Annotated in this window: 15 protein-coding genes; 8 read left to right on the forward strand and 7 right to left on the reverse strand. The window is 72.9% G+C overall.

The features are described 5' to 3' along the window. Positions 1–96: 96 nt before the first annotated feature. Positions 97–2,733: a serine/threonine protein kinase gene (locus tag OG898_RS07830; protein WP_266955842.1), complete on the reverse strand. Its 2,637-nt coding sequence runs from the start codon at positions 2,731–2,733 to the stop codon at positions 97–99. Between the two features lie 149 nt (positions 2,734–2,882). Further along, a complete protein-coding gene (locus OG898_RS07835; RefSeq protein WP_266955844.1) occupies positions 2,883–4,613 on the reverse strand; it encodes a glycerol-3-phosphate dehydrogenase/oxidase in 1,731 nt (576 codons plus the stop codon). Between the two features lie 363 nt (positions 4,614–4,976). Here OG898_RS07835 and OG898_RS07840 point away from each other — a divergent pair, with 363 nt between their 5' ends. The 7 genes from OG898_RS07840 to OG898_RS07870 all read left to right on the forward strand — a co-directional run bounded on the left by OG898_RS07840 (position 4,977) and on the right by OG898_RS07870 (position 14,477). Beyond that, on the forward strand, positions 4,977–6,206 hold the full coding sequence (locus tag OG898_RS07840; RefSeq protein ID WP_250744114.1) for a nucleotide sugar dehydrogenase: 1,230 nt from the start codon (positions 4,977–4,979) through the stop codon (positions 6,204–6,206). 152 nt (positions 6,207–6,358) lie between these two features. Beyond that, entirely contained in the window at positions 6,359–6,901 is a 543-nt protein-coding gene (locus OG898_RS07845) for a hypothetical protein (RefSeq protein ID WP_266955845.1), read from the forward strand. A gap of 242 nt (positions 6,902–7,143) precedes the next feature. Next, positions 7,144–8,112 carry a hypothetical protein gene (locus tag OG898_RS07850; protein ID WP_266955846.1) on the forward strand — a complete coding sequence of 323 codons (969 nt, stop codon included), beginning with the start codon at positions 7,144–7,146 and terminating at the stop codon, positions 8,110–8,112. Positions 8,113–8,123: 11 nt separating this feature from the next. Further along, positions 8,124–9,878: a pitrilysin family protein gene (locus tag OG898_RS07855; protein WP_266955847.1), complete on the forward strand. Its 1,755-nt coding sequence runs from the start codon at positions 8,124–8,126 to the stop codon at positions 9,876–9,878. A gap of 88 nt (positions 9,879–9,966) precedes the next feature. After that, positions 9,967–11,688, forward strand: a complete 1,722-nt coding sequence (locus OG898_RS07860) for an insulinase family protein (protein WP_266955848.1) — start codon at positions 9,967–9,969, stop codon at positions 11,686–11,688. 138 nt (positions 11,689–11,826) lie between these two features. Further along, entirely contained in the window at positions 11,827–12,804 is a 978-nt protein-coding gene (locus OG898_RS07865; RefSeq protein WP_266955849.1) for a hypothetical protein, read from the forward strand. Further along, entirely contained in the window at positions 12,801–14,477 is a 1,677-nt protein-coding gene (locus OG898_RS07870) for a pitrilysin family protein (RefSeq protein WP_266955850.1), read from the forward strand. Before OG898_RS07865 ends, OG898_RS07870 begins: the two co-directional genes overlap by 4 nt. Positions 14,478–14,553: 76 nt before the next feature. Here OG898_RS07870 and OG898_RS07875 read toward each other — a convergent pair whose 3' ends face one another. From OG898_RS07875 to OG898_RS07890, 4 genes are all read right to left on the reverse strand, one after another. Beyond that, positions 14,554–15,678: a GuaB3 family IMP dehydrogenase-related protein gene (locus OG898_RS07875; protein WP_243333436.1), complete on the reverse strand. Its 1,125-nt coding sequence runs from the start codon at positions 15,676–15,678 to the stop codon at positions 14,554–14,556. A gap of 167 nt (positions 15,679–15,845) precedes the next feature. Continuing rightward, complete coding sequence (guaB, locus tag OG898_RS07880) at positions 15,846–17,351, reverse strand: IMP dehydrogenase (protein WP_250744118.1); 1,506 nt, start codon at positions 17,349–17,351, stop codon at positions 15,846–15,848. A gap of 125 nt (positions 17,352–17,476) precedes the next feature. After that, the gene (locus tag OG898_RS07885; protein ID WP_243333434.1) at positions 17,477–18,106 is read right to left on the reverse strand and encodes a sigma-70 family RNA polymerase sigma factor; all 630 of its coding nucleotides are present in this window, start codon (positions 18,104–18,106) and stop codon (positions 17,477–17,479) included. 362 nt (positions 18,107–18,468) lie between these two features. After that, positions 18,469–19,080, reverse strand: coding sequence for a response regulator transcription factor (locus OG898_RS07890; protein WP_003948568.1), 612 nt, complete (start codon positions 19,078–19,080; stop codon positions 18,469–18,471). 379 nt (positions 19,081–19,459) lie between these two features. On the opposite strand from OG898_RS07890, the gene OG898_RS07895 reads away from it, so the two are divergent. After that, the gene (locus tag OG898_RS07895) at positions 19,460–19,795 is read left to right on the forward strand and encodes a WhiB family transcriptional regulator (RefSeq protein WP_250744119.1); all 336 of its coding nucleotides are present in this window, start codon (positions 19,460–19,462) and stop codon (positions 19,793–19,795) included. A gap of 218 nt (positions 19,796–20,013) precedes the next feature. Here OG898_RS07895 and OG898_RS07900 read toward each other — a convergent pair whose 3' ends face one another. Further along, complete coding sequence (locus OG898_RS07900; RefSeq protein WP_250744120.1) at positions 20,014–20,913, reverse strand: LysR family transcriptional regulator; 900 nt, start codon at positions 20,911–20,913, stop codon at positions 20,014–20,016. Positions 20,914–20,979 lie beyond the last annotated feature (66 nt).

Below are 20,979 nucleotides of genomic sequence, written 5' to 3' on the forward strand. Positions count from 1 at the left end.
GGACCCGTCCCTCAGGCCCCGCTGACACGATACGACGCCCAGGGCGCCCGCGTCCCGGCCCTGGCGAGGCTGACCCCGGCTCGCGCGGAACCCGCGTCAGCCCAGCGGCTGGAAGGTGTCGAACGCCGTGGTACGCAGCTGCGTGCACTCCGCCGCGTCCCACTGGTCGGCGAGGCAGGTGATCATGATGGCGTAGCCGTGCTTCGCGTCCATCCTGAACCCGCGGTCGAGCACCCGGACCCGCGAACCCTTCTGGTCCCGCTCGAACTCCCAGTCCGCGACGGTCGGGTACCCGCGGTACTCGACCTTCTCGAGGCGCAGCAGCTTGTAGTTGCTGCTGCTGCTCGCCACGCTCGGCGCCAGTTCCGCCCAGGCGGCGCGGGCGTCTTCCCTCGGCGAGCTGTTGAAGTCGATCTGCACGCGCGGGAAACCGCCGTCGCGGCTGTATATGACGCCGCCGTTGTTGCCTACCACGGCGGTCTGCTTGAAGCCCTCGGGCAGGCCCATCGCGAAGTGGAAACCGGGGTCGTTGACCTGGCCGTACCCGGGCGGGAGCCCGGGCAGGGCGCCGCCGGGCGTGGCGCCCTGGCCCTGGCCGGGGTTGGTGCCCGAGCCGGGCAACTGGCCCGACTGGCCCGGGTCCGGCGACGCGGCCCCTCCGCCGGGCACCTCGCCGGTCTTCGGCGAGGGGGAGGGCGAGGGCGAAGCCGGGGGCGGGGTCGAGGAACCGGCCGCGGGGCTCGATGCGGCGCTGGCCTTGCTGCCGCCCTTGCCGTCCTTCGGGGCACCGTCCTTCTCGTCGTCGCCGCTGAAGGCGTACGCGACGATCGAGCCGATGACGGCGAGCGCCATGACCACGCCGGCTATGGCGAGCGCGATGGTGCGGCGCGGCACGACGTCGGTGAGCGGGGCGGCGACGGGCGCCGGGCGCGGCGACGGGGACTCGGCCGCGGTCGCGGCCGTGGCGGCGGCCACGGCGGCGCTGGCGGCCGCCGCCTTGCGGGCCGACTTCAGCGCCGCGCGGGCGCGCTCGCGCTGCTCGCGCTCACGGCGCTCGCGTTCCTTCTTCTCCGCCTTCTCCGCGACCTTGGCCGCCTTGTCGGCCGCCGCCTTCTCGGCGGCCTCCCGGGCCTCGGTGAGCGATATCTGCCGGGTCTCCTCGGCGTCCGGGACGGCTACGGGGGCCGGCGGCTCGGGTGCGTCGATCACGGCGGTGAGCAGCGCCCGCGCCCGGTCGTCGTCGAGCCGGTGGGCGGGGTCCTTGACGAGGAGTCCGTAGATGACCTCGGTCAGCGGACCGGCGTTCTTGGGCGGTTCGACGGGCTCGGTCATCACCGCGGTGAGCGTCGCGAGGGCCGACCCCTTGTCGTACGGGGGAACCCCCTCGACGGCGGCGTACAGCAGGCCGCCGAGCGACCACATGTCCGCCGGCGGGCCGGGGCGCTGGCCGCGGGCCCGCTCGGGCGAGATGTACGAGGGCGCGCCGACGAGCATGCCGGTGGAGGTGACGGAGGGGTCGCCCTCGACCTGGGCGATGCCGAAGTCGGTGAGGACCACGCGGCCGTTGCCCCGGTCGGCGAGGAGCACGTTGGAGGGCTTCACGTCCCGGTGCAGGATGCCCTGGCGGTGGGCGGCACGGAGCACGTCGAGGACGGCGAGGCCGACTTCCGCGGCCCGGCGGGGGGTCAGCGGGCCGCTCTCGCGGATGAACTCCGCGAGCGAGGGGCCCTCGATGAGCTCCATGACGATCCACGGCCGGCCGTCTTCGTCGACGACGTCGTAGACGGTCACCGCGCCACCGCTGCGGATCCGGGCGATGGCCTTCGCCTCGCGCAGGGTGCGGGTGATCAGGCGGCGCTTCTCGTCCTCGTCGACTCCGCTGCCGAAGCGGAGTTCCTTGACGGCGACGGTGCGGCCGAGGGTCTCGTCCTCGGCGCGCCAGACGGTGCCCATGCCGCCCTTGCCGAGGACGTCCCCGAGCCGGTACCGGCCCGCGAGCAGCCGGCCCTCGTCGTGGGCGCCCTCTCCCGCCTTGGCGGCGGCGGCCTTGACGGCGGCGGCCACCTCGTCGGCCTTGCTCACCGCGACGGGCTTGGCGTCCGCTACCTCGGCAGCCTTCACACCCTCGGCCGCGGCCTTCCCCCGAACGGACTTCGCGTCCACACCCTCGTCCGGCTTCCCGCCCTCGGACCCGCCCTTCCCCAGGACGGGCTTCGCGTCCTCGGGCTCGCCACCCAAAACGGCAGGCTTCGCGCCCACGGCCGCGGCCGGCTTCGCATCCTCGGGCTCGACACCCACACCCGCAGGCTTCGCGTCCTCGGGCTCGGCCTTCGCGCCTACAGGCTTCGCGTCCTCGGGATCGGCCCCGCGGGCAGCCTTCGGCGCAGCCGGCTTCCGCAGCTCCGGCTTGCGCGGCTCGGACTTCGGCGACTCCGGCTTCCGCGGCTCCGGCTCCGCCGCGGCAGCGCCGGGCTTCGCGTCCTCCGGTTCGGCCGCCCCGGCGGCCTCGGGGGCGGCCGGGGGCACAGCGGCCGCAGCGGTCTTCGCGGCCCCCGTGGTGGCGGGCTTCGCGGCCGGCTTAGCGCCCGGCTTCGCCGCGGCAGCGCGCTTCGCGGCTCCCGCCGCAGGCGGCTCCGCGGGAGACTTCGGCTCCGTCGGGGGTGCAGCCGGAGGCACCGGCGATCCCGTCCCGACAGACGGCTCCGGCGACTCGGTGTGCTCCGGCTTCGACATGCGTCCCCTCTGCGTTCGTGCCGCCTGCTCCGGTTGCCCTGGCAGCGGCCGGGGTGCCCGGTAACCCGCCCCGGCAGAACCCTCATTGTCCCTTACTCCGCAACGGACGGGAGCCCCGGGTCCGCGGTTCCGCCCGCGAAGTGACGGAGTTACAACGGGACGATGTCCGGCGCCCCCAGCCTCGCCGCATCCGCCGTCTGATCGTCCGGCTGACGCTGCGACTCCCGTTCCGCCTGCACCCTCTTCTCGTAGTGTTCCACTTCCTTCTCGATCTGCTGCTCGTCCCAGCCCAGGACCGGAGCCATCAACTCCGCACACTCGCGCGCCGATCGCGTCCCCCGGTCGAAGGTCTCGATCGAGATCCGCGTCCGCCGGGTCAGCACGTCGTCCAGGTGCCGCGCCCCCTCGTGCGAGGCCGCGTAGACCACCTCGGCGCGGAGGTAGTCGTCGGCGCCCGTCAGCGGCTCCCCGAGCGAGGGGTCTTCCGCGATCAGCGCCAGCAGTTCCTCCGTCAGCGAGCCGTACCGGTTCAAGAGGTGCTCCACCCGCACCACATGGAGCCCCGTCCGCGCGGCGATCCGTGCCCGGCCGTTCCACAGGGCCCGGTACCCCTCGGCCCCGACCAGCGGCACGTCCTCCGTCACGCACGGCGCGACCCGCTGGTCGAGGCCGTGCACCGCCTCGTCCACCGCGTCCTTGGCCATCACCCGGTACGTCGTGTACTTGCCGCCGGCGACCACCACCAGCCCCGGCACCGGGTGCGCCACCGTGTGCTCGCGCGACAGCTTGCTCGTCGCGTCCGACTCCCCGGCCAGCAGCGGCCGCAGGCCGGCGTAGACCCCCTGGACGTCGTCCCGGGTGAGCGGGACGGCCAGCACCGTGTTCACGTGCTCCAGCAGGTAGTCGATGTCCGCGCTAGACGCCGCCGGGTGCGCCTTGTCCAGGTCCCAGTCGGTGTCCGTGGTGCCCACGATCCAGTGCCGGCCCCACGGGATGACGAAGAGCACCGACTTCTCGGTCCGCAGGATCAGCCCGGTCGAGGAGTGGATCCGGTCCTTGGGAACGACGAGGTGGATGCCCTTCGAGGCCCGTACGTGGAACTGGCCGCGCTCTCCGATCAGCGCCTGGGTGTCGTCCGTCCACACCCCCGTGGCGTTCACGATCTGCTTCGCCCGGATCTCGTACTCGCCGCCGCCCTCCACGTCCTGGACCCGCGCGCCGACCACCCGCTCGCCCTCCCGCAGGAAGCCGACGACCCTCGCCCGGTTGGCGCACTGCGCTCCGTAAGCGGCGGCCGTCCGGACGAGGGTCGCCACGTACCGCGCATCGTCCATCTGGGCGTCGTAGTACTGCAGGGCGCCCACCAGCGCGTCCTTGCGCAGCGCCGGTGCGATCCGCAGGGCGCGCTTGCGCGAGAGGTGGCGGTGCGTCGGCAGCCCGCGTCCGTGGCCGCTGGAGAGCGACATGGCGTCGTACAGCGCGACGCCCGAGCCGGCATAGAACCGCTCCCACCCCTTGTGCTGCAACGGGTAGAGGAACGGCACCGGCTTCACCAGGTGCGGGGCGAGCCGCCCCAGCAGCAGGCCGCGCTCCTTGAGCGCCTCCCGCACGAGGGCGAAGTCGAGCATCTCCAGGTATCTGAGCCCTCCGTGGATGAGCTTGCTGGAACGGCTCGACGTGCCCGAAGCCCAGTCCCTCGCCTCCACCAGCCCGGTCGCCAGGCCCCTGGTCACGGCGTCGAGGGCGGTACCGGCGCCCACCACACCGGCCCCGACCACCAGCACGTCCAGCTCCCCCTCGGCCATCCCGGCGAGCGCCTCGGCCCGCTGCACGGGCCCCAGCGAGGCCCGCCCACCGCCTCCGCCCATGCCCGCACCCATGCCCATACCCGTCCCCGGACCCGCCCCCGTACCTGCCGCTGCGCCCGACTCCGCCCCTGCCCCTGCCCCTGTCCCAGTCCTCACGGCTGCCTGCCTCCCGTTGACGCGGGTCGCCCCGTCCGCCCTGTGCGGTCATCCCACCCGTTGTGGGTGATCCCGCTCACATCGCCCGTTCATGATTCTCACCGGCCGCACCCACATCAGCCACCGGCTGTGGATAACACGGCGGCGGACAAGACCTCTGAATACGACATATCTGTCATATATACGCCTAGTCTGACATTGCGCCAGCTTTCCTCCTCCACAGGACTTGCGCGCTCCGCCCCCTCATGCATGTCAGGGAAGGGAAGGGACGGCACCCCCATGCCCGCAGATCTCGCCGTCATCGGACTCGGCCATCTCGGCCTCCCGCTCGCCCAGGCAGCCGTGGCCGCCGGGATCGAGACGGTCGGCTACGACAGCGGTCCGGCTACGGACTCCACCCTCACCGCCGCAGAGATCCGCCGCATGTCGGCGGCCGGCTTCCGGGTCACCACCAACCCCGTCGAACTCGGCCGGGTCCGCACGGCCGTCATCTGCGCCCCCACCCAGCTCGGCGCCGACCGCGCGCTCGACCTGTCCGCGGTCGGCGAGGCGGGCCGCACGCTCGCCGCCCGGCTGCGCCCGCACACCACCGTCATCCTCGAATCGGCGGCCCACCCCGGCGTCACCGAGGACTACCTGCGCCCGATCCTCGAATCGGGCTCCCGCCTGCGCGCCGGCCGGGACTTCCACCTGGCCTACTCCCCCAGCCGCCTCGACCCCGGCAACCGCACGCACGGCATCTCCAACACCCCCAAGGTCATCGGCGGCCTCACCCCCGCCTGCACCGAGTCCGCGCACGCCTTCTACGCCCGCCTCACCGAGAAGGTGGTCCGCGCCCGCGGCCTGCGCGAGGCCGAAACGGTCCAGCTCCTGGAAACCAACTACCGGCACGTCAACATCGCCCTCATGAACGAGATGGCCGTGCTCTGCCACGACCTCGGCGTGGACCTGTGGGACGTCATCCGGTGCGCCGAGACCAAGCCGTACGGGTTCCAGGCCTTCCGCCCCGGCCCCGGAGTCGGCGGCCACGGAGTCCCCCTCGACCCCAACTACCTCCCCCACACCACCCGCACCCCGGGCCACCCGTTGCGCATGGTCGGCCTGGCGCAGGAGATCAACGACCGGATGCCGCAGTACGTCATCCAGCGCAGCGCCACCCTGCTCAACGAGCACGGCAAGTCCGCCCGCGGCGCCCGCGTCCTGCTCCTGGGCGTCACGTACAAGCCGGACCTCGCCGACCAGGAGGGCTCCCCGGCGCGCGAGATCGCCAGCCGGCTCCTCGACCTCGGTGCGCTGATCAGCTACCACGACCCGTACATCGCCGGATGGCGCGTCAGGGACCAGCCCGTCCCCCGAGCCGAATCGTTGTACGAGGCCGCCGCCAACGCCGATCTGACGATCCTGCTCCAGCACCACCGCACCTACGACCTGCAAGGCCTGGCGGTGAAGGCCCAGTTGCTCCTGGACACCCGCGGCGCCAGCCCGGCGGGCGCCGCGCACCGCCTCTAGGCCGCACCCCGCGCCCAAGGCCCGCCCGCCCGAAACCCCTCCACGGATGTCACAGGCTGCTGCTAGCCTGCGGCGACTTATCTCGCGCATACACCCCCACGTCAACCGTGCGGGTCCCGTGTGCCCGTAAATCCCTGGGGGGGGATTTCTCCATGAGCCAGCAGTTCCAGCCGCCCGCGCCCGACGCCACACCCGCCGCCGCCCCGGCCCCGGGCCCGTCCGGAGCCGACTTCCTGACCCCGGCCTCCGGCCCGTCCGGAGCCGACTTCCTGGCCCCGGCCCCGGTCCGCCCCGGCAACGTGGGCCTCGGCGTCGTCGCCGCGTTCGTCGCAGCGCTGGCCGCTGCCGCAGCGTACGGCGCCATCATGAACGGCCTGGAGCGGCAGTTCAGCTACGCCGCGATCGGTGTCGGCCTGCTCGTCGGCTTCGCCGCCGCCAAGGTCGGCGGTCGCAACCCGGTCCTGCCCGTGGTCGCGGCCCTGTTCTCACTGGGTGCCGTCTACCTGGGGCAGCTGTTCTTCGTCGCGCTCTACGTCAGCAAGGTGGCCAACACCAGCCTGGGCGACGTGATCGACACCATGGGCGTCAGCGGCATCAACGACGCCCTGCAGCAGGGCGCCGACGTCATGGACTACGTCTTCATCGGCGTCAGCGGCGTCACCGCCTTCAGTATCGCCAGGAAGCTCAACGGCTGAGCCGGTCCGCCACGCACAACCCCGGCAGCCGCGCCCGGACCACGGGCCGGCCTGCCGGCAGGCCGCGCCACGGATCCCGCACACACCGCACCACCCGGGCAGCGCGCCCGGCAGCGCGCCCGCAACGAGCCGATTCCGCTTGCCGCGCCCCCGCCGGACCCCGCCGAGCACCCGATCCCATGATCGAGAGCCCCGGCCGAAATCCCTGTCGCCCGCGCGATCACCGGTCATATGATCCGCGCGTGCCCGCTCACCTCCCGCTCAGCCGGCCCCTGTACGAACCCGCCGACCGCATCCCCGCCCTCGCCGACCTGCGCGCCCACGTCCACCGCCAGGACTGGGGCGCCGTCGCCGCGGCCTTCGACGCACTCGGGGACGAGGACGACCGCGCCATCGCCAGTCGTGTCGTCGGCGAGCAGCACAACGCCGAGCCGTTCCTCAACGGGGCCATGGCCGACGACCCCGGGGATCCGCTCGTGCGGAGCCTGCTCGCCGAGCGGATGATCCGGCTCGGCTGGGCCGTCCGTTCCAGCGCCCGCGCCCACGACGTTCCGGCGGCGCGGTTCCAGCAGTTCCACGGTTACCTGCGACGCGCCGAGCTGCTCCTCATCGACGTCTGCGCCGAGCACCCCCGGTACGCCCTGGCCTGGTACCTGCGCACCATCACCTCCCGCGGCCTCCAACTGGGACCCGGCGAGACCCGGCGCCGGTACGAGCGGCTCGCCGAGCACCACCCGCACCACTACGCCGGCCAGCAGCAGCTCCTCCAGCAGCTCTGCCCCAAATGGGGCGGGAGCTGGGAGACCGCGCACGCCTTCGCCGGGGAGTGCGCGCGGACGGCTCCCCCCGGCGGCCCGGGCGGCGCCCTGGTGGCCATCGCCCAGCTGGAGCAGTACGCGGAGTCGCTCGACGGCAGCGACACACGGCGTGCGGAGAAGTACCTGGCCACCCCCGAGAACCGTGCGCACCTGCTGGCGGCCGCCCGGCACTCGGTGCTCCACCCCGACGCCCGGGCCGAGGCGTACGCCCACACCGACGCCCACAACGCCTTCGCCGCCGCCCACAGCGCGGCCGCCCGACCCGCCGACGCGGCCCCGCACTTCCGTGTCCTCGGCGACCGGGCGAGCCGCTTCCCCTGGGACTACCTGGGCACCGGGGACCACACGGTCGAGTTCGTCCGCCACCGCAAGAACGCCCTGGCAACGGGCTGAAGGGCCACACGATGACCACCGAAACGCGCCCCGAGCCCGAGCCCGCCACCACCACGGACGCAGACGCAGACGGCACCGTCACCACCACGGTGAACGGCATCCGCACCCTCCTGGCCCCGCGTCCCGGCCCCCTCTCCGCCGGGCTGCTCTTCCGTGTCGGCAGCGCCGACGAGACCCTCGCCACGAGCGGCATCACCCACCTCGTCGAGCACCTCGCCCTGCACCACCACGGCCTGAGCGACCTGCACTACAACGGCACCACCGCCGCCGCCCACACCCACTTCCACGTCACCGGCACCCCCGCGGACATCACCGCGTACCTGAACGGCGTCTGCGCCGCCCTGCGCGACCTCCCCGTGGAGCGGCTGGCCACCGAGAAGGAGATCCTGCGCACCGAGGCGGCCGGAAGATCCGCCGGGCCGGCCCACGCCGCGGCCGTATGGAGGTACGGGCCGCGCTCCTACGGGCTCGCCGCCCACCCCGAGTTCGGCCTCCAGAAGATCACCGAGCACGATGTGCGCGACTGGGCACGGACCTGGTTCACGCGGGAGAACGCCGTCCTGTGGATCACGGGCGACACCGTCCCCGAAGGCCTCGACCTCGACCTCCCCACCGGCGAGTGGCGCCCCGCGCCCGAGGCGACCTCCGCCCTGCCCACGACGCCCGCCTGGTTCCACGGCGACGACGGCGGGGTCTGCCTGACCGCCGTGGTGCCCCGCTCCACCGAGGCGACCCTGTTCGCCGGGGTGCTGGGCAAGGAGCTCTTCCGCGAACTGCGCCAGAAGGGCGGGTACTCCTACACGGCGGCGGCCGACTACTCCGTGCGCGACGCCGATCACGCGACCGTCGTCGCATACGCCGACTCGCTCCCCGAGAAGCAGGACGCGCTGGTCGGCGCCTTCGTGGACGTCTTCGCGAAGCTCCGCGCCGGCCGCATCGAGCAGTCCGACCTGGATGCCGTACGGGCCTCCGCGCTGACCCTCCTCGACGTCCCCGACCTCGCCGCGGTCCGGCTGCCCGGCCGGGCCGCGGACCTGTTGCTGGGCCGCCCCGGACTGACCACCGCACAGGCCCGGGCGGAGATCGAGGCGGTCACCGTCGAGGACCTGCGGGACGTCGCGCGCGCCGTCTGGGCGGACGCGCTGATGCAGGTGCCCGACCGGGCCGTGGACTGGGCCGGGCTGACGGCCGCGCCCGCCGAGTCGGCGGACATCGTCACCGGAAGGCGCCATCCGGCGGTGGGGAACGACGCGGTGGCCCTGATCGTGGGCGACGAGGGCATCAGCCTGGTGACTCCGCGCAGCAGGGCCACCGTGCGGTACGCCGAGTGCGTCCTGATGCGCAGCTTCCCGGACGGGGCCCGGCACCTGATCGGCCCCGACGGGATCTCCCTCACCGTCGAGCCGACCCTCTTCCGGATCGGCCCGTCCGAGCTGGCCGTGGTGGACGGCTCCGTTCCCCCGTCGGCGGTGGTCGCGACGGAGCCCCGGGACCCCTCCCTGATCCCGCGACCGGCCAAGCCCGACCTCTCCACGGCCTGGAAGGACCCGCGTGCCTGGCCGGTCACCGCCGCCATCTGGGCACTGGGCGTGCTCACCGCGGTCCTGGCCGTCCTCACGTGCGTGCTCGCGTTCCACGCGACCGACCGGTCCGTCCCCGCCGGCGATCAGGACTGGCGTCCGGTCAAGGCCGCCGCCCTCGTGACCGCGGGAGCCGCCGCCCTGTGCGTCACCCAGGTGCGCCGCCGCGACCGCGGCCGGGCCTGATCCGAAAGACCCGCTCCGGCGGGCGTGCCCATCCCCCGAACGCGAGTCGCACCACCCACGATGGCCCCCGCACGGGCCGAGGAGCCGCATGATCACCGAGAGCACCGTCGACGGAGTCCCCGTACTCCTGGCCCACCAGCCCGGCCCGGTCACCGCCGGGCTGCTCTTCCGGGTCGGCCGCGCCGACGAGACCCTCGCCACCAGTGGCATCACCCGCCTCGTCCGGCACCTCGCCCTGGACCGGCTCGGCCCGGGCGGGCCGGGCGGCCCGGGCGACGGGGACGGCAGCGCGCCCGCCGCCACCTTCACCCGGTTCCAGGTCACCGGCACCCCCGCCGAAGTCGCGGCCCATCTCAGCGGCGTCTGCGCCGCGCTGCGCGAGCTGCCCGTGGAGCGGCTGGAGACCCTGAAGGAGATCCTGCGCACCGCGCCCGCCGACCGCTCTCCCGACCACGCCGGCCGCTCCGCCCAGTGGCGCTACGGTTCCCGCTCCTACGGCCTCACCGGTTACGCCGAGGCCGGGCTCCCGCACCTCACCGCGGAGCAGGTGCGCGACTGGGCCCGTACCCGGTTCACGAGCGGGAACGCCGTCCTGTGGATCACCGGCGGCGGCGTCCCCGAGGGCCTCGACCTCACCCTCCCTTCCGGCGACCGGTGCCCCGCGCCCGGGGCCACCTCGGCGCTGCCCGCGCTGCCCGCCCGGTTCCCGGGTGACGACGGCTCGGTCACGCTGACCTCCGTACTGCCGCGCTCCACCGCCGCGAGCGTGTTCACCGAGGTCCTCGGCAGGGAACTGCTGCGGGCACTGCACCGGGACACCGGGTACGCGTACGCGGCGACCGCGCAGTACCTCCCGCGCGACGCCGTCTCCGCGACCGTCGTCGCCCACGCCGAGGGGCTCCCGGAGCACCAGGACGCGATGGCCGGCGCCTTCGTGGACGTCCTCGCGAAGCTCCGCTCCGGCCGCGTCGACCCGTCCGACCTGGAGGCCGTACGGGCCTCCGCACTCGCGCGGCTCGACACCCCCGGGCTCGCCGCGGCCCGGCTCCCGGGCCGGGCCGCGGACCTGTTGCTGGACCGCCCCCACCGCACCGTCGCCGAGGAGCGAGCCGAGATCGGGGCGGTCACCGCCGGGACCCTGCACGAGATCGCGCACGCCCTGTGGGAAGGCGCCCTGCTGCGGGCGCCCCGCGGGAGCGCGGACGGAGCAGGGCTCGCGGCCGCGCCCACCGGCTCCGCAGAGGCCGTCTCCGGGCGGGCCTACCCAGCCCTGGACGATCCCGGCACGGTCCTCACCGTGGCCGCCGAGGGGGTGGGCCTGGCCGGCCCGGCCGGCCTGATCACCGTCCGCTACGCCGAGTGCTCCCTGGTGCAGGCCTACCCGGACGGCGCCCGCCACCTGGTCGGCCACGACGGGTTCACCCTCACCGTCGAGCCGACCCGCTTCGGGATCACCGCGGCCGAGCTGACCCCCCTCGACACGGGTGTTCCGCCCTCCGTGCTCGTCGTGATGCCGCCCCGCTCCCCGGCCCGGATCCCGCGCACCACCCCGCCGGCCCCGGTCCCGGTCCCGGCCCCGGCGCCCGCCGCCCCGGCCGCCCCCTGGTTCACCGTCCTGCTGTGGGTGCTCGGCCTCCCGGGCATCATCATCGGCGTCTCCGTGCTGCTCCTCGGCATCGTGATGGGCGACGAGCACTCCCGGATAGCACCGGACAACGCCTGGTTCCTGTTCAAGTGGCTGCTGGCCGCGGGTGCATCCCTGATCCCCTGGGCCGTCTGCCTGAGGCTGCGGACCTCGGGGAGGAAGTAGCCGCACCCGTCAGCGGAGCAATTCCTGCCGCTTTCCCCCTGAATCCACCCTGACCAGGCACGATGCGATGCGAAACGGCGTCAATCGACAGCTCGAATTCCCTGTTGCAACGACACGAAACGATCATATGATCCGCCCGTGCCTGCCAATTCCGTGCCGCCCGACCGGCCGCTCCTCGACCCCGTCCTCGCCTTCCCGGCCCTTGCGCCGCTGCGCGCGGCCACGTTGGCCGGGGACTGGGACTCCCTCGCCGGCGCCTTCGCCGCCGTCCCCGACGAGGAGGACCGCACCCTCGCCTCCCGGGTGGTCGCCGAGACCCCCGGGAGCGAGGAGTTCCTGCGGCTCACCGCCGAGCGGCTGCCGCGCGACCCGCTGGCCGGGACCCTGTACGCCGACCGGCTGCTGACCATGGGATGGCAGATCCGTACGGGCGAGTTCGCGGCGTTCGTGACCGGCAGCCGTCTCAAGGAGTTCCACGACCACCTGCGGCGCGCGGAGGCCCTGCTCATCGGAGTCTGCGCCGAGCACCCCGAGTACGCCCTCGCCTGGTACCTCCGGTTGAACACCGCACGCGGGCTCGAACTCGGCCCGAGCGAAACCCGCCGCCGCTACGACCGGCTCGTCGAGCACCACCCCCACCACTTCGGCGGGCAGCAGCAACTGCTCCAGCAGCTGTGTCCCAAGTGGGGCGGCAGCTGGGAGAAGGCCGAGGAGTTCGCCGACGCCTGCACCGAGAAGGCCCGGCCCGGCTCCCCCACGGCCGCCCTCGTCGGGATCGTCCAGCTGGAGCACTGGCTGCACCTGATCCACACGGAACACGACGACGCCGAGGAGTACGTCGAGGACCCCGGCCGGCACGCCGCCCTGACCCGCGCGGCGGCCACCTCCGTGCTGCACCCGGACTTCGACTCCGCGCGCCACCACGCCGTCGTGGCCCACGGCGTCTTCGCCGCCCTGCACAGCCTGGCGGGCCGCTGGGACGAGGCCGCCCCGCACTTCCGCGCGCTCGGCAACCGGCTGAGCGCCTTCCCGTGGGAGTACCTCGACAGCGACCCCGTCGCCGAGTTCGACCGGCACCGCAAGCTCGCCCTGGCGAAGGGCCGAGGAGCGTCATGATCACCGAAACCTCCGTGGACGGCGTCCCCACGCTCCTCGCCCACCGCCCCGGCCCGATCACCGCGGGCCTGTTCTTCCGCGTCGGCCGCGCCGACGAGACCCTGGCCACCAGCGGGATCACCCACCTCGTCGAGCACCTCGCCCTGTACCGCCACGGCCTGAGCGACCTGCACTACAACGGCGCCACCGCCGCGACCTACACCCACTTCCACGTCACCGGCACCCCGGCGGACGTGGTCGAGTACCTGAACGGCGTCTGCGCCGCCCTGCGCGACCTCCCCATGGACCGGCTGACCACCGAGAAGGAGATCCTGCGCACCGAGGCCGTCGGCCACGGCCGCGGAGCGGGTCACAGCTCTGCCATCTGGCGCTACGGCGCACAGTCGTACGGGCTGACCAGCTATCCGGAGGCCGGGCTGCCCGGCCTGACCGAGGAGGCCGTGCGCGGCTGGGCCGAGAAGTGGTTCACCCGCGAGAACGCCGTCCTGTGGATCACCAGCGACACGGTCCCGGAAGGACTGGCCCTCGACCTCCTCCCGGGCACCCGCCACCCGGCTCCCGCCCCCACCTCGGCGCTGCCGCAGACGCCCGCGTACTTCCCCGGGGAGGACGGCACGGTCGTCCTGAGCGCCGTCGTACCGCGCTCCACCGAGGCCTCGCTCTTCGTCGACGTCCTCGGCAAGGAACTCTTCCGCGCCCTGCGCCAGAAGGGCGGCTACTCCTACACGGCAGCCGCCGACTACACCCTGCGCGACGGCGCCTGGGCGACCGTGACGGCCTTCGCCGACGCCCTGCCGCAGAAGCAGGACGCGGTGGTCGGCGGTCTGGTCGACGTCTTCGCGGCCCTGCGGGCCGGCCGGATCGCACAGAGCGACCTGGACGCCGTACGGGCCACCCGGCTCGCCCAGTTCGACGTACCGCACACGGATGCGGCGCTGCTGCCCGCGTCCGCCCTGGACCTCCTCCTGGGCCGGTCCGCCCCCACGGAGAAGGAACTCCGGGCCGAGATCGAGGCGGTCACCACCGACGACCTGCGCCGGGTCGCCGAGGAGGTGTGGGCGGGCGCCCTGATGCAGGCGCCCGGCAGGCAGGTGGAGTGGGCGGGCCTCACCTGCGCGCCGCAGGACTCCGCCGACCTCGTCGAGGGCCGCCGGTTCACGATGCGCGGCGAGGAGCTCGTGTCCCTGATCGTCGCCGAGGAGGGCATCAGCCTGATCTCCACGGACAGCCGGATCACGGTCCTCTACGAGAACTGCGCCCTGATGCGGATCTACCCGGACGGCGGGCGCAGCCTCGTCGGGACCGACGGCTTCACCCTCGCCGTCGAACCCACCCTGTTCAAGATCACCGAGGCGGATCTGGCCCCGCTGGACACCGGGGTCCCCGCGGCGGCCGTGGTCCGCATGCCGGCGCGCGACCCCGGACAGATCCCGCGGCCGGCCAACCGGGTCGAGCGCTCCGCGCTGGCCCCGTACATCGGCATCTGGGTGATGCTCACCCTGCTCACCACGCTGATGACCTTCGGGGTCCTCCAGGGGGAGCTCCGGTCCCGCGGCCCCGGCGGGGCCGACTGGACGCTCGTCGGCTGCTTCGGCGCGATCGCGGCCCTGTGCGGGATCCCGACGGTCCGCGCCCTGCTCAACATGCGCGCCTTCAAACGCCAGGAGGGCTGAGCCGGAGCCGGACACGCCGGAGGGCCGGCGCCCCTCGGCGGGGCGCCGGCCCTCCGGCGTGCGTACGGAAGAACCGTCAGCGGCTGTGCTGGGAGTCGGCGATGGTGACCTCGACCCGCTGGAACTCCTTGAGCTCGCTGTAGCCGGTGGTGGCCATCGAGCGGCGCAGCGCGCCGAAGATGTTCATCGAGCCGTCCGGGGAGTGCGACGGGCCGGTGAGGATCTCCTCGGTGGTGCCGACCGTGCCGAGGTCGACCTTCTTGCCGCGCGGCACGTCCTCGTGGACGGCCTCCATGCCCCAGTGGTTGCCCTTGCCGGGCGCGTCGGTGGCACGGGCCAGCGGGGAGCCCATCATCACGGCGTCGGCGCCGCAGGCGACGGCCTTGGGGATGTCGCCGGACCAGCCCACGCCGCCGTCGGCGATGACGTGCACGTAGCGGCCGCCGGACTCGTCCATGTAGTCGCGGCGGGCCGCGGCCACGTCGGCGACGGCGGTGGCCATCGGGACCTGGATGCCGAGCACGTTGCGCGTGGTGTGCGCGGCGCCGCCGCCGAAGCCGACCAGGACACCGGCAGCGCCGGTGCGCATCAGGTGCAGGGCCGCGGTGTAGGTGGCGCAGCCGCCCACGATGACCGGGACGTCGAGCTCGTAGATGAACTGCTTGAGGTTCAGCGGCTCGGCGGCGCCGGAGACGTGCTCCGCCGACACGGTGGTGCCGCGGATCACGAAGATGTCCACGCCCGCGTCGACGACGGCCTTGGAGAACTCGGCCGTGCGCTGCGGGGAGAGCGCGGCGGCGGTGACGACGCCGGAGTCGCGCACCTCCTTGATCCGCTGACGGATCAGGTCCGCCTGGATCGGAGCGGAGTAGATCTCCTGGAGTCGGCGGGTGGCGGACTCCTCGTCCAGCTCCGCGATCTCGTCGAGCAGCGGCTGCGGGTCCTCGTACCGGGTCCACAGGCCTTCGAGGTTCAGCACGCCGAGGCCGCCGAGCTCGCCGATGCGGATGGCGGTCTGCGGGGAGACGACCGAGTCCATGGGGGCGGCCAGGAACGGGAGCTCGAAGCGGTAGGCGTCGATCTGCCAGGCGATCGAGACCTCCTTCGGGTCCCGGGTACGGCGGCTGGGGACGATGGCGATGTCATCGAACGCGTACGCCCGGCGGCCGCGCTTGCCGCGCCCGATCTCGATCTCAGTCACGTGTGGTGGCCTTTCCTGTGGGTCTGCCCGTCCAGTATCCCCGAACCCCGGCGCGCCGCGTTCCGGTGACCGCTGTACGGACGCACGCACCGGGCACGCCGGAGGGGCGGACCCGTGCGGGCCCGCCCCTCCGGTGCTGCTCAGTTGCTGGTCAGGTGCTGCTGCGCTCAGCCCTTGCGGCTGTAGTTCGGCGCCTCGACCGTCATCTGGATGTCGTGCGGGTGGCTCTCCTTGAGGCCGGCCGAGGTGATCCGGACGAACCGGCCCCGGTCCTGGAGCTCCGGCACCGTGCGGCCGCCGACGTAGAACATCGACTGGCGCAGACCGCCGACGAGCTGGTGCACGACCGCGGAGAGCGGGCCGCGGTACGGGACCTGGCCCTCGATGCCCTCGGGGATGAGCTTGTCGTCGCCGCCCACGCCCTCCTGGAAATAGCGGTCCTTGGAGAAGGACTTGCGGTCGCCGCGGGACTGCATCGCGCCGAGCGAGCCCATGCCGCGGTACGACTTGAACTGCTTGCCGTTGATGAAGAGCAGCTCGCCCGGGGACTCCTCGCAGCCCGCGAGCAGCGAGCCGAGCATCACCGTGTCGGCGCCGGCGACGAGCGCCTTCGCGATGTCGCCGGAGTACTGCAGGCCGCCGTCGCCGATGACCGGCACACCGGCCGCCTTGGCGGCGAGCGAGGCCTCGTAGATCGCCGTGACCTGCGGGACGCCGATGCCGGCGACGACGCGGGTGGTGCAGATGGAGCCGGGGCCGACGCCGACCTTGATGCCGTCGCAGCCGGCGTCGATGAGGGCCTGGGCGCCGTCGCGGGTGGCGATGTTGCCGCCGATGACGTCGACCGTCGAGTTCGACTTGATCTTGGAGACCATGTCGCCGACGAGGCGGGAGTGGCCGTGGGCGGTGTCGACGACGATGAAGTCGGCGCCCGCCTCGATCAGCGCCTGGGCCCGCTCGTACGCGTCGCCCGCGACACCGACGGCGGCACCGACGAGGAGCCGGCCGTCCTTGTCCTTGGCGGCGTTCGGGTACTTCTCGGCCTTGACGAAGTCCTTGACCGTGATGAGGCCCTTGAGCAGACCGGCCTCGTCGACGAGCGGCAGCTTCTCGATCTTGTGGCGGCGCAGCAGCTCCATGGCGTCCACGCCGGAGATGCCCACCTTGCCCGTGACCAGCGGCATCGGGGTCATGACCTCGCGCACCTGGCGGCTGCGGTCCGACTCGAAGGCCATGTCGCGGTTGGTGACGATGCCGAGCAGCTTGCCCGCCGGGTCGGTGACCGGGACGCCGGAGATGCGGAACTTGGCGCAGAGCTCGTCGGCCTCGCGCAGGGTCGCGTCGGGGTGCACCGTGATCGGGTCGGTGACCATGCCGGACTCGGAGCGCTTGACCAGGTCGACCTGGTTGGCCTGGTCGGCGATGGAGAGGTTGCGGTGCAGGACGCCGACGCCGCCCTGGCGGGCCATCGCGATGGCCATCCGGGCCTCGGTGACCTTGTCCATGGCGGCGGAGAGCAGCGGGACGTTCACGCGGACGTTGCGGGAGATGAGCGAGGACGTGTCGATGGCGTCCGGGGACATGTCCGACGACCCCGGAAGCAGCAGCACGTCGTCATAAGTGAGGCCGAGCGTGGCGAATTTGTCGGGCACTCCGTCGGCGTTCACAGTCATGACACCTTCCAAGATGGTCTTGCTCAGCGCGGATGTCCATGCTAACGGGATCCCGACGCCTCTCATTCCACGACGAAGATCGATGCCAAGGTTCGTATCTTCCTACGGGAAAAACCCCGTACGGCCTACTGCTCGGCGAGCGCACGGAGCCGGCTCAGCGCCCGGTGCTGGGCGACGCGCACCGCCCCGGGGGACATTCCGAGCATCTGCCCGGTCTCTTCGGCGGTCAGCCCGACGGCCACGCGCAGGACGAGGAGCTCGCGCTGGTTCTCCGGAAGGTTGGCGAGCAGCTTCTTGGCCCATGCGGCGTCACTGCTCAGCAGCGCGCGCTCCTCCGGACCCAGGGAGTCGTCGGGCCGCTCCGGCATCTCGTCCGAGGGCACGGCCGTACTGCCCGGATGGCGCATGGCGGCCCGCTGGAGATCGGCGACCTTGTGCGCGGCGATGGCGAAGACGAAGGCCTCGAAGGGGCGCCCTGTGTCGCGGTAGCGCGGCAGGGCCATCAGGACGGCGACGCAGACCTCCTGCGCCAGGTCCTCCACGAAGTGACGAGCGTCACCCGGAAGCCGCGACAGGCGGGAGCGGCAGTAGCGGATGGCGAGGGGGTGCACGAAGGCGAGCAGATCGTGGGTGGCCTGCTCGTCGCCCTCCACCGCACGGCGTACGAGCGCGCTGACAGTACTGTCGCCGCTGTTTCGGGAGGCGCCGCTGCCGCCTGTGGTCGCGGGTGACCCCGGGGCCTCGTCGTCGCGCATCAATCCATGGTGCCTTGGCGCCGGAGTATTCGCGGCACTGCGGCCCGTGTTGTACGTCGAAGCGTTATGCGTCGACGGGTTGTGCGGGGTGGGTGCACCGGAACTCATGCTCTGGCCCCTCCCCTCCCGCTCGGCCGAATCGTCCCCGCGGCGACATCTCCAGGATGCGCCACACCCTCAAGCATGCGGCATCGCGCCCGAAGCGACACGTCCCCCGGATTGTGCACCGTCAATCCCCGGTGCGCACCAGGGTGCGGCGGATCGGACCGCGGGAGATTCCGGAGGGCGGCCGGGACCGCGGGGACCGGGCGGGCCGGCCCGCCCGCGGCACCGCCGGCCGGTGAGGGCCGGCGGTCGCGCGGTCAGCGGACCAGGCCCCAGCGGAACCCGAGCGCCACGGCGTGCGCCCGGTCGGACGCACCCAGCTTCTTGAACAGCCGGCGGGCGTGCGTCTTGACCGTGTCCTCGGAGAGGAAGAGCTCGCGCCCGATCTCCGCATTGGACCGGCCGTGGCTCATGCCCTCCAGCACCTGGATCTCGCGCGCGGTGAGCGTGGGCGCGGCGCCCATCTCGGCCGAGCGGAGCCGGCGCGGGGCCAGCCTCCAGGTCGGGTCGGCAAGGGCCTGGGTGACCGTGGCCCGCAGTTCGGCGCGCGAGGCGTCCTTGTGCAGATAGCCCCGGGCTCCGGCAGCGACCGCGAGGGCCACGCCGTCCAGGTCCTCGGCGACCGTCAGCATGATGATGCGGGCGCCGGGGTCGGCCGAGAGCAGCCGGCGAACCGTCTCCACACCGCCGAGCCCGGGCATCCGGACATCCATCAGAATCAGGTCGGAGCGGTCGGCACCCCAGCGGCGGAGGACTTCCTCGCCGTTGGCAGCCGTCGTCACTCGCTCGACGCCGGGCACGGTGGCAACCGCGCGACGGAGCGCCTCTCGGGCAAGCGGGGAGTCGTCGCAGACGAGGACGGATGTCATGACCGCCCTCCGCAGCTGCTGATGCGCGTCACCTTGAGCCTCCAGGCTGGTACGTATCGTCACCTGTGCGGTCGATGCTCCCGGACACATGTCCGAGAACTTCTTGGTTCAACCGCCTTCGCACTCTCAACGATGGTCACTCGAAAGAGTTACGGGTCGGACGGACACCTTCGGCACTCTACGTGAGGAAGCGAACACAAGGCAGGAGCCACTCGCCGCGTGTCCTCCAGATGACGGTATGCCCTATTTGGCGGCTTTCCTTCCGTTTGGCGCATGTCTGAGGCTAGATTCCCAATGAGTCATATTTACATCTACTACGACAGTAGGTGTGGAGACATGGACCGTATCCGCCTCAGTACCGGCACCAAGAGGACTACCAATGGCAGATTTCTCCCGCCTCCCCGGACCGAACGCCGACCTCTGGGACTGGCAGTTGCTGGCTGCCTGCCGCGGGGTCGACAGCTCCCTCTTCTTCCACCCGGAAGGCGAGCGGGGCGCGGCCAGGAGCGCGCGCGAGACCTCGGCTAAAGAGGTCTGCATGCGATGCCCGGTGCGTTCTGAATGCGCCGCGCACGCACTAGCCGTCCGCGAGCCCTACGGGGTGTGGGGCGGCCTCACCGAGGACGAACGCGAAGAACTGATGGGCCGCGCACGCCACCGCCTGATCCCGGCGACGACCGCGATCGGACCGAGCACGCCGATCGCTCCGCACTGAGCGGGCTCCCCGCGAAACGACCGAAGGAACGTTTCCTCGATTGACCGGCACCCACGGGGGTGCCGCACCCCGGACCGGGCTGCCACCCGACCGGCCGTACCGCCGTACGGTCCTTCGGGTGGCGCCCGCCCGGCGCCGGTGCTCCGGTGTCGGTGCTCGGGTGTCGGCGCTCCGGTGTCGGTGCTCGGGTGTCGGCGCTCCGGTGCCGGACCGGGCCGTCAGCGCCGGGCGGCCCGCTCAAGCTGGGTCAGGGTCGCGGCCACCGCCGGGACCCGCGCCAGGTCGGGCAGGGTCAGTGCGACGACCTCCCGCTCGACGGCCGGTTCCACGGCGAGCGTGCTCACGCCCTTGGCCCGTACGGACTCCACCGCGAGCTCCGGCAGCACCGCGACCCCGAGCCCGGCCCCGACCAGGCCGACCACGGCCGGGTAGTCGTCGGTCGCGAAGTCGATGCGCGGGGTGAAGCCGGCTGCCTCGCACACCTCCACCAGATGGCGGCGGCAGCGCGGACAGCCCGCGATCCAGGGCTCGTCGGCCAGCTCCGCCATGCCCACCCGCTCCGCCCCCGCCAGCCGGTGCCCCTCGGGAACCAGTCCGACGAGCCGGTCGGTCAGCAGCGGCCGGACCACGAGGTCCTCCCACTCGGCCGCCGAGCCGGAGGCACCGCCGTAGCGGAAGGCCAGCGCGAGATCGCAGTCCCCCTCGCGCAGCATCTCCACCGAACGCGGAGGCTCCGCCTCGACCAGCGAGATCCGGGTCCCGGGATGCTCGGCGCGCATCGCCGCGAGCGCGGTCGGCACCAGGGTGGAACTGCCGCTGGGGAAGGAGACCAGCCGGACCCGGCCGGCGCGCAGCCCGGCGATGGCCGCGACCTCCTCCTCGGCGGCCGTCAGCCCGGCGAGGATCCCGGCGGCATGCCGGACCAACGCCTCACCGGCCTGGGTGAGGCGCATTTCGCGCCCGGTGCGGATCAGCAGCGGGGTGCCGGCGGACTGCTCCAGCGCCTTCATCTGCTGGGAGACGGCCGGCTGGGTGCAGCCGAGCTCGCGGGCGGCGGCGGAGAAGGACCCGGTTCCGGCGACAGCGCGCAGAACTCGGAGATGGCGTGCCTCGATCACCCTTCGAGCATAAGGGGTGCTTTGACATAGACGCCAATAACCCCCGGCCGCCTTTGAGGTGGTTCG

This window comes from Streptomyces sp. NBC_00193 (genome assembly GCF_026342735.1).
Lineage (GTDB): Bacteria > Actinomycetota > Actinomycetes > Streptomycetales > Streptomycetaceae > Streptomyces > Streptomyces stoeckheimensis.

Bases quoted from the DNA above. Each gene is read 5' to 3' on its own strand.
- OG898_RS07830 (WP_266955842.1), bottom strand. From the start codon at position 2,733: ATGTCGAAGCCGGAGCACACCGAGTCGCCGGAGCCGTCTGTCGGGACG.
- OG898_RS07835 (WP_266955844.1), bottom strand. From the start codon at position 4,613: ATGGGTGCGGGCATGGGCGGAGGCGGTGGGCGGGCCTCGCTGGGGCCC.
- OG898_RS07840 (WP_250744114.1), top strand. From the start codon at position 4,977: ATGCCCGCAGATCTCGCCGTCATCGGACTCGGCCATCTCGGCCTCCCG.
- OG898_RS07845 (WP_266955845.1), top strand. From the start codon at position 6,359: ATGAGCCAGCAGTTCCAGCCGCCCGCGCCCGACGCCACACCCGCCGCC.
- OG898_RS07855 (WP_266955847.1), top strand. From the start codon at position 8,124: ATGACCACCGAAACGCGCCCCGAGCCCGAGCCCGCCACCACCACGGAC.
- OG898_RS07860 (WP_266955848.1), top strand. From the start codon at position 9,967: ATGATCACCGAGAGCACCGTCGACGGAGTCCCCGTACTCCTGGCCCAC.
- OG898_RS07870 (WP_266955850.1), top strand. From the start codon at position 12,801: ATGATCACCGAAACCTCCGTGGACGGCGTCCCCACGCTCCTCGCCCAC.
- guaB (WP_250744118.1), bottom strand. From the start codon at position 17,351: ATGACTGTGAACGCCGACGGAGTGCCCGACAAATTCGCCACGCTCGGC.
- OG898_RS07885 (WP_243333434.1), bottom strand. From the start codon at position 18,106: ATGCGCGACGACGAGGCCCCGGGGTCACCCGCGACCACAGGCGGCAGC.
- OG898_RS07890 (WP_003948568.1), bottom strand. From the start codon at position 19,080: ATGACATCCGTCCTCGTCTGCGACGACTCCCCGCTTGCCCGAGAGGCG.
- OG898_RS07895 (WP_250744119.1), top strand. From the start codon at position 19,460: ATGGCAGATTTCTCCCGCCTCCCCGGACCGAACGCCGACCTCTGGGAC.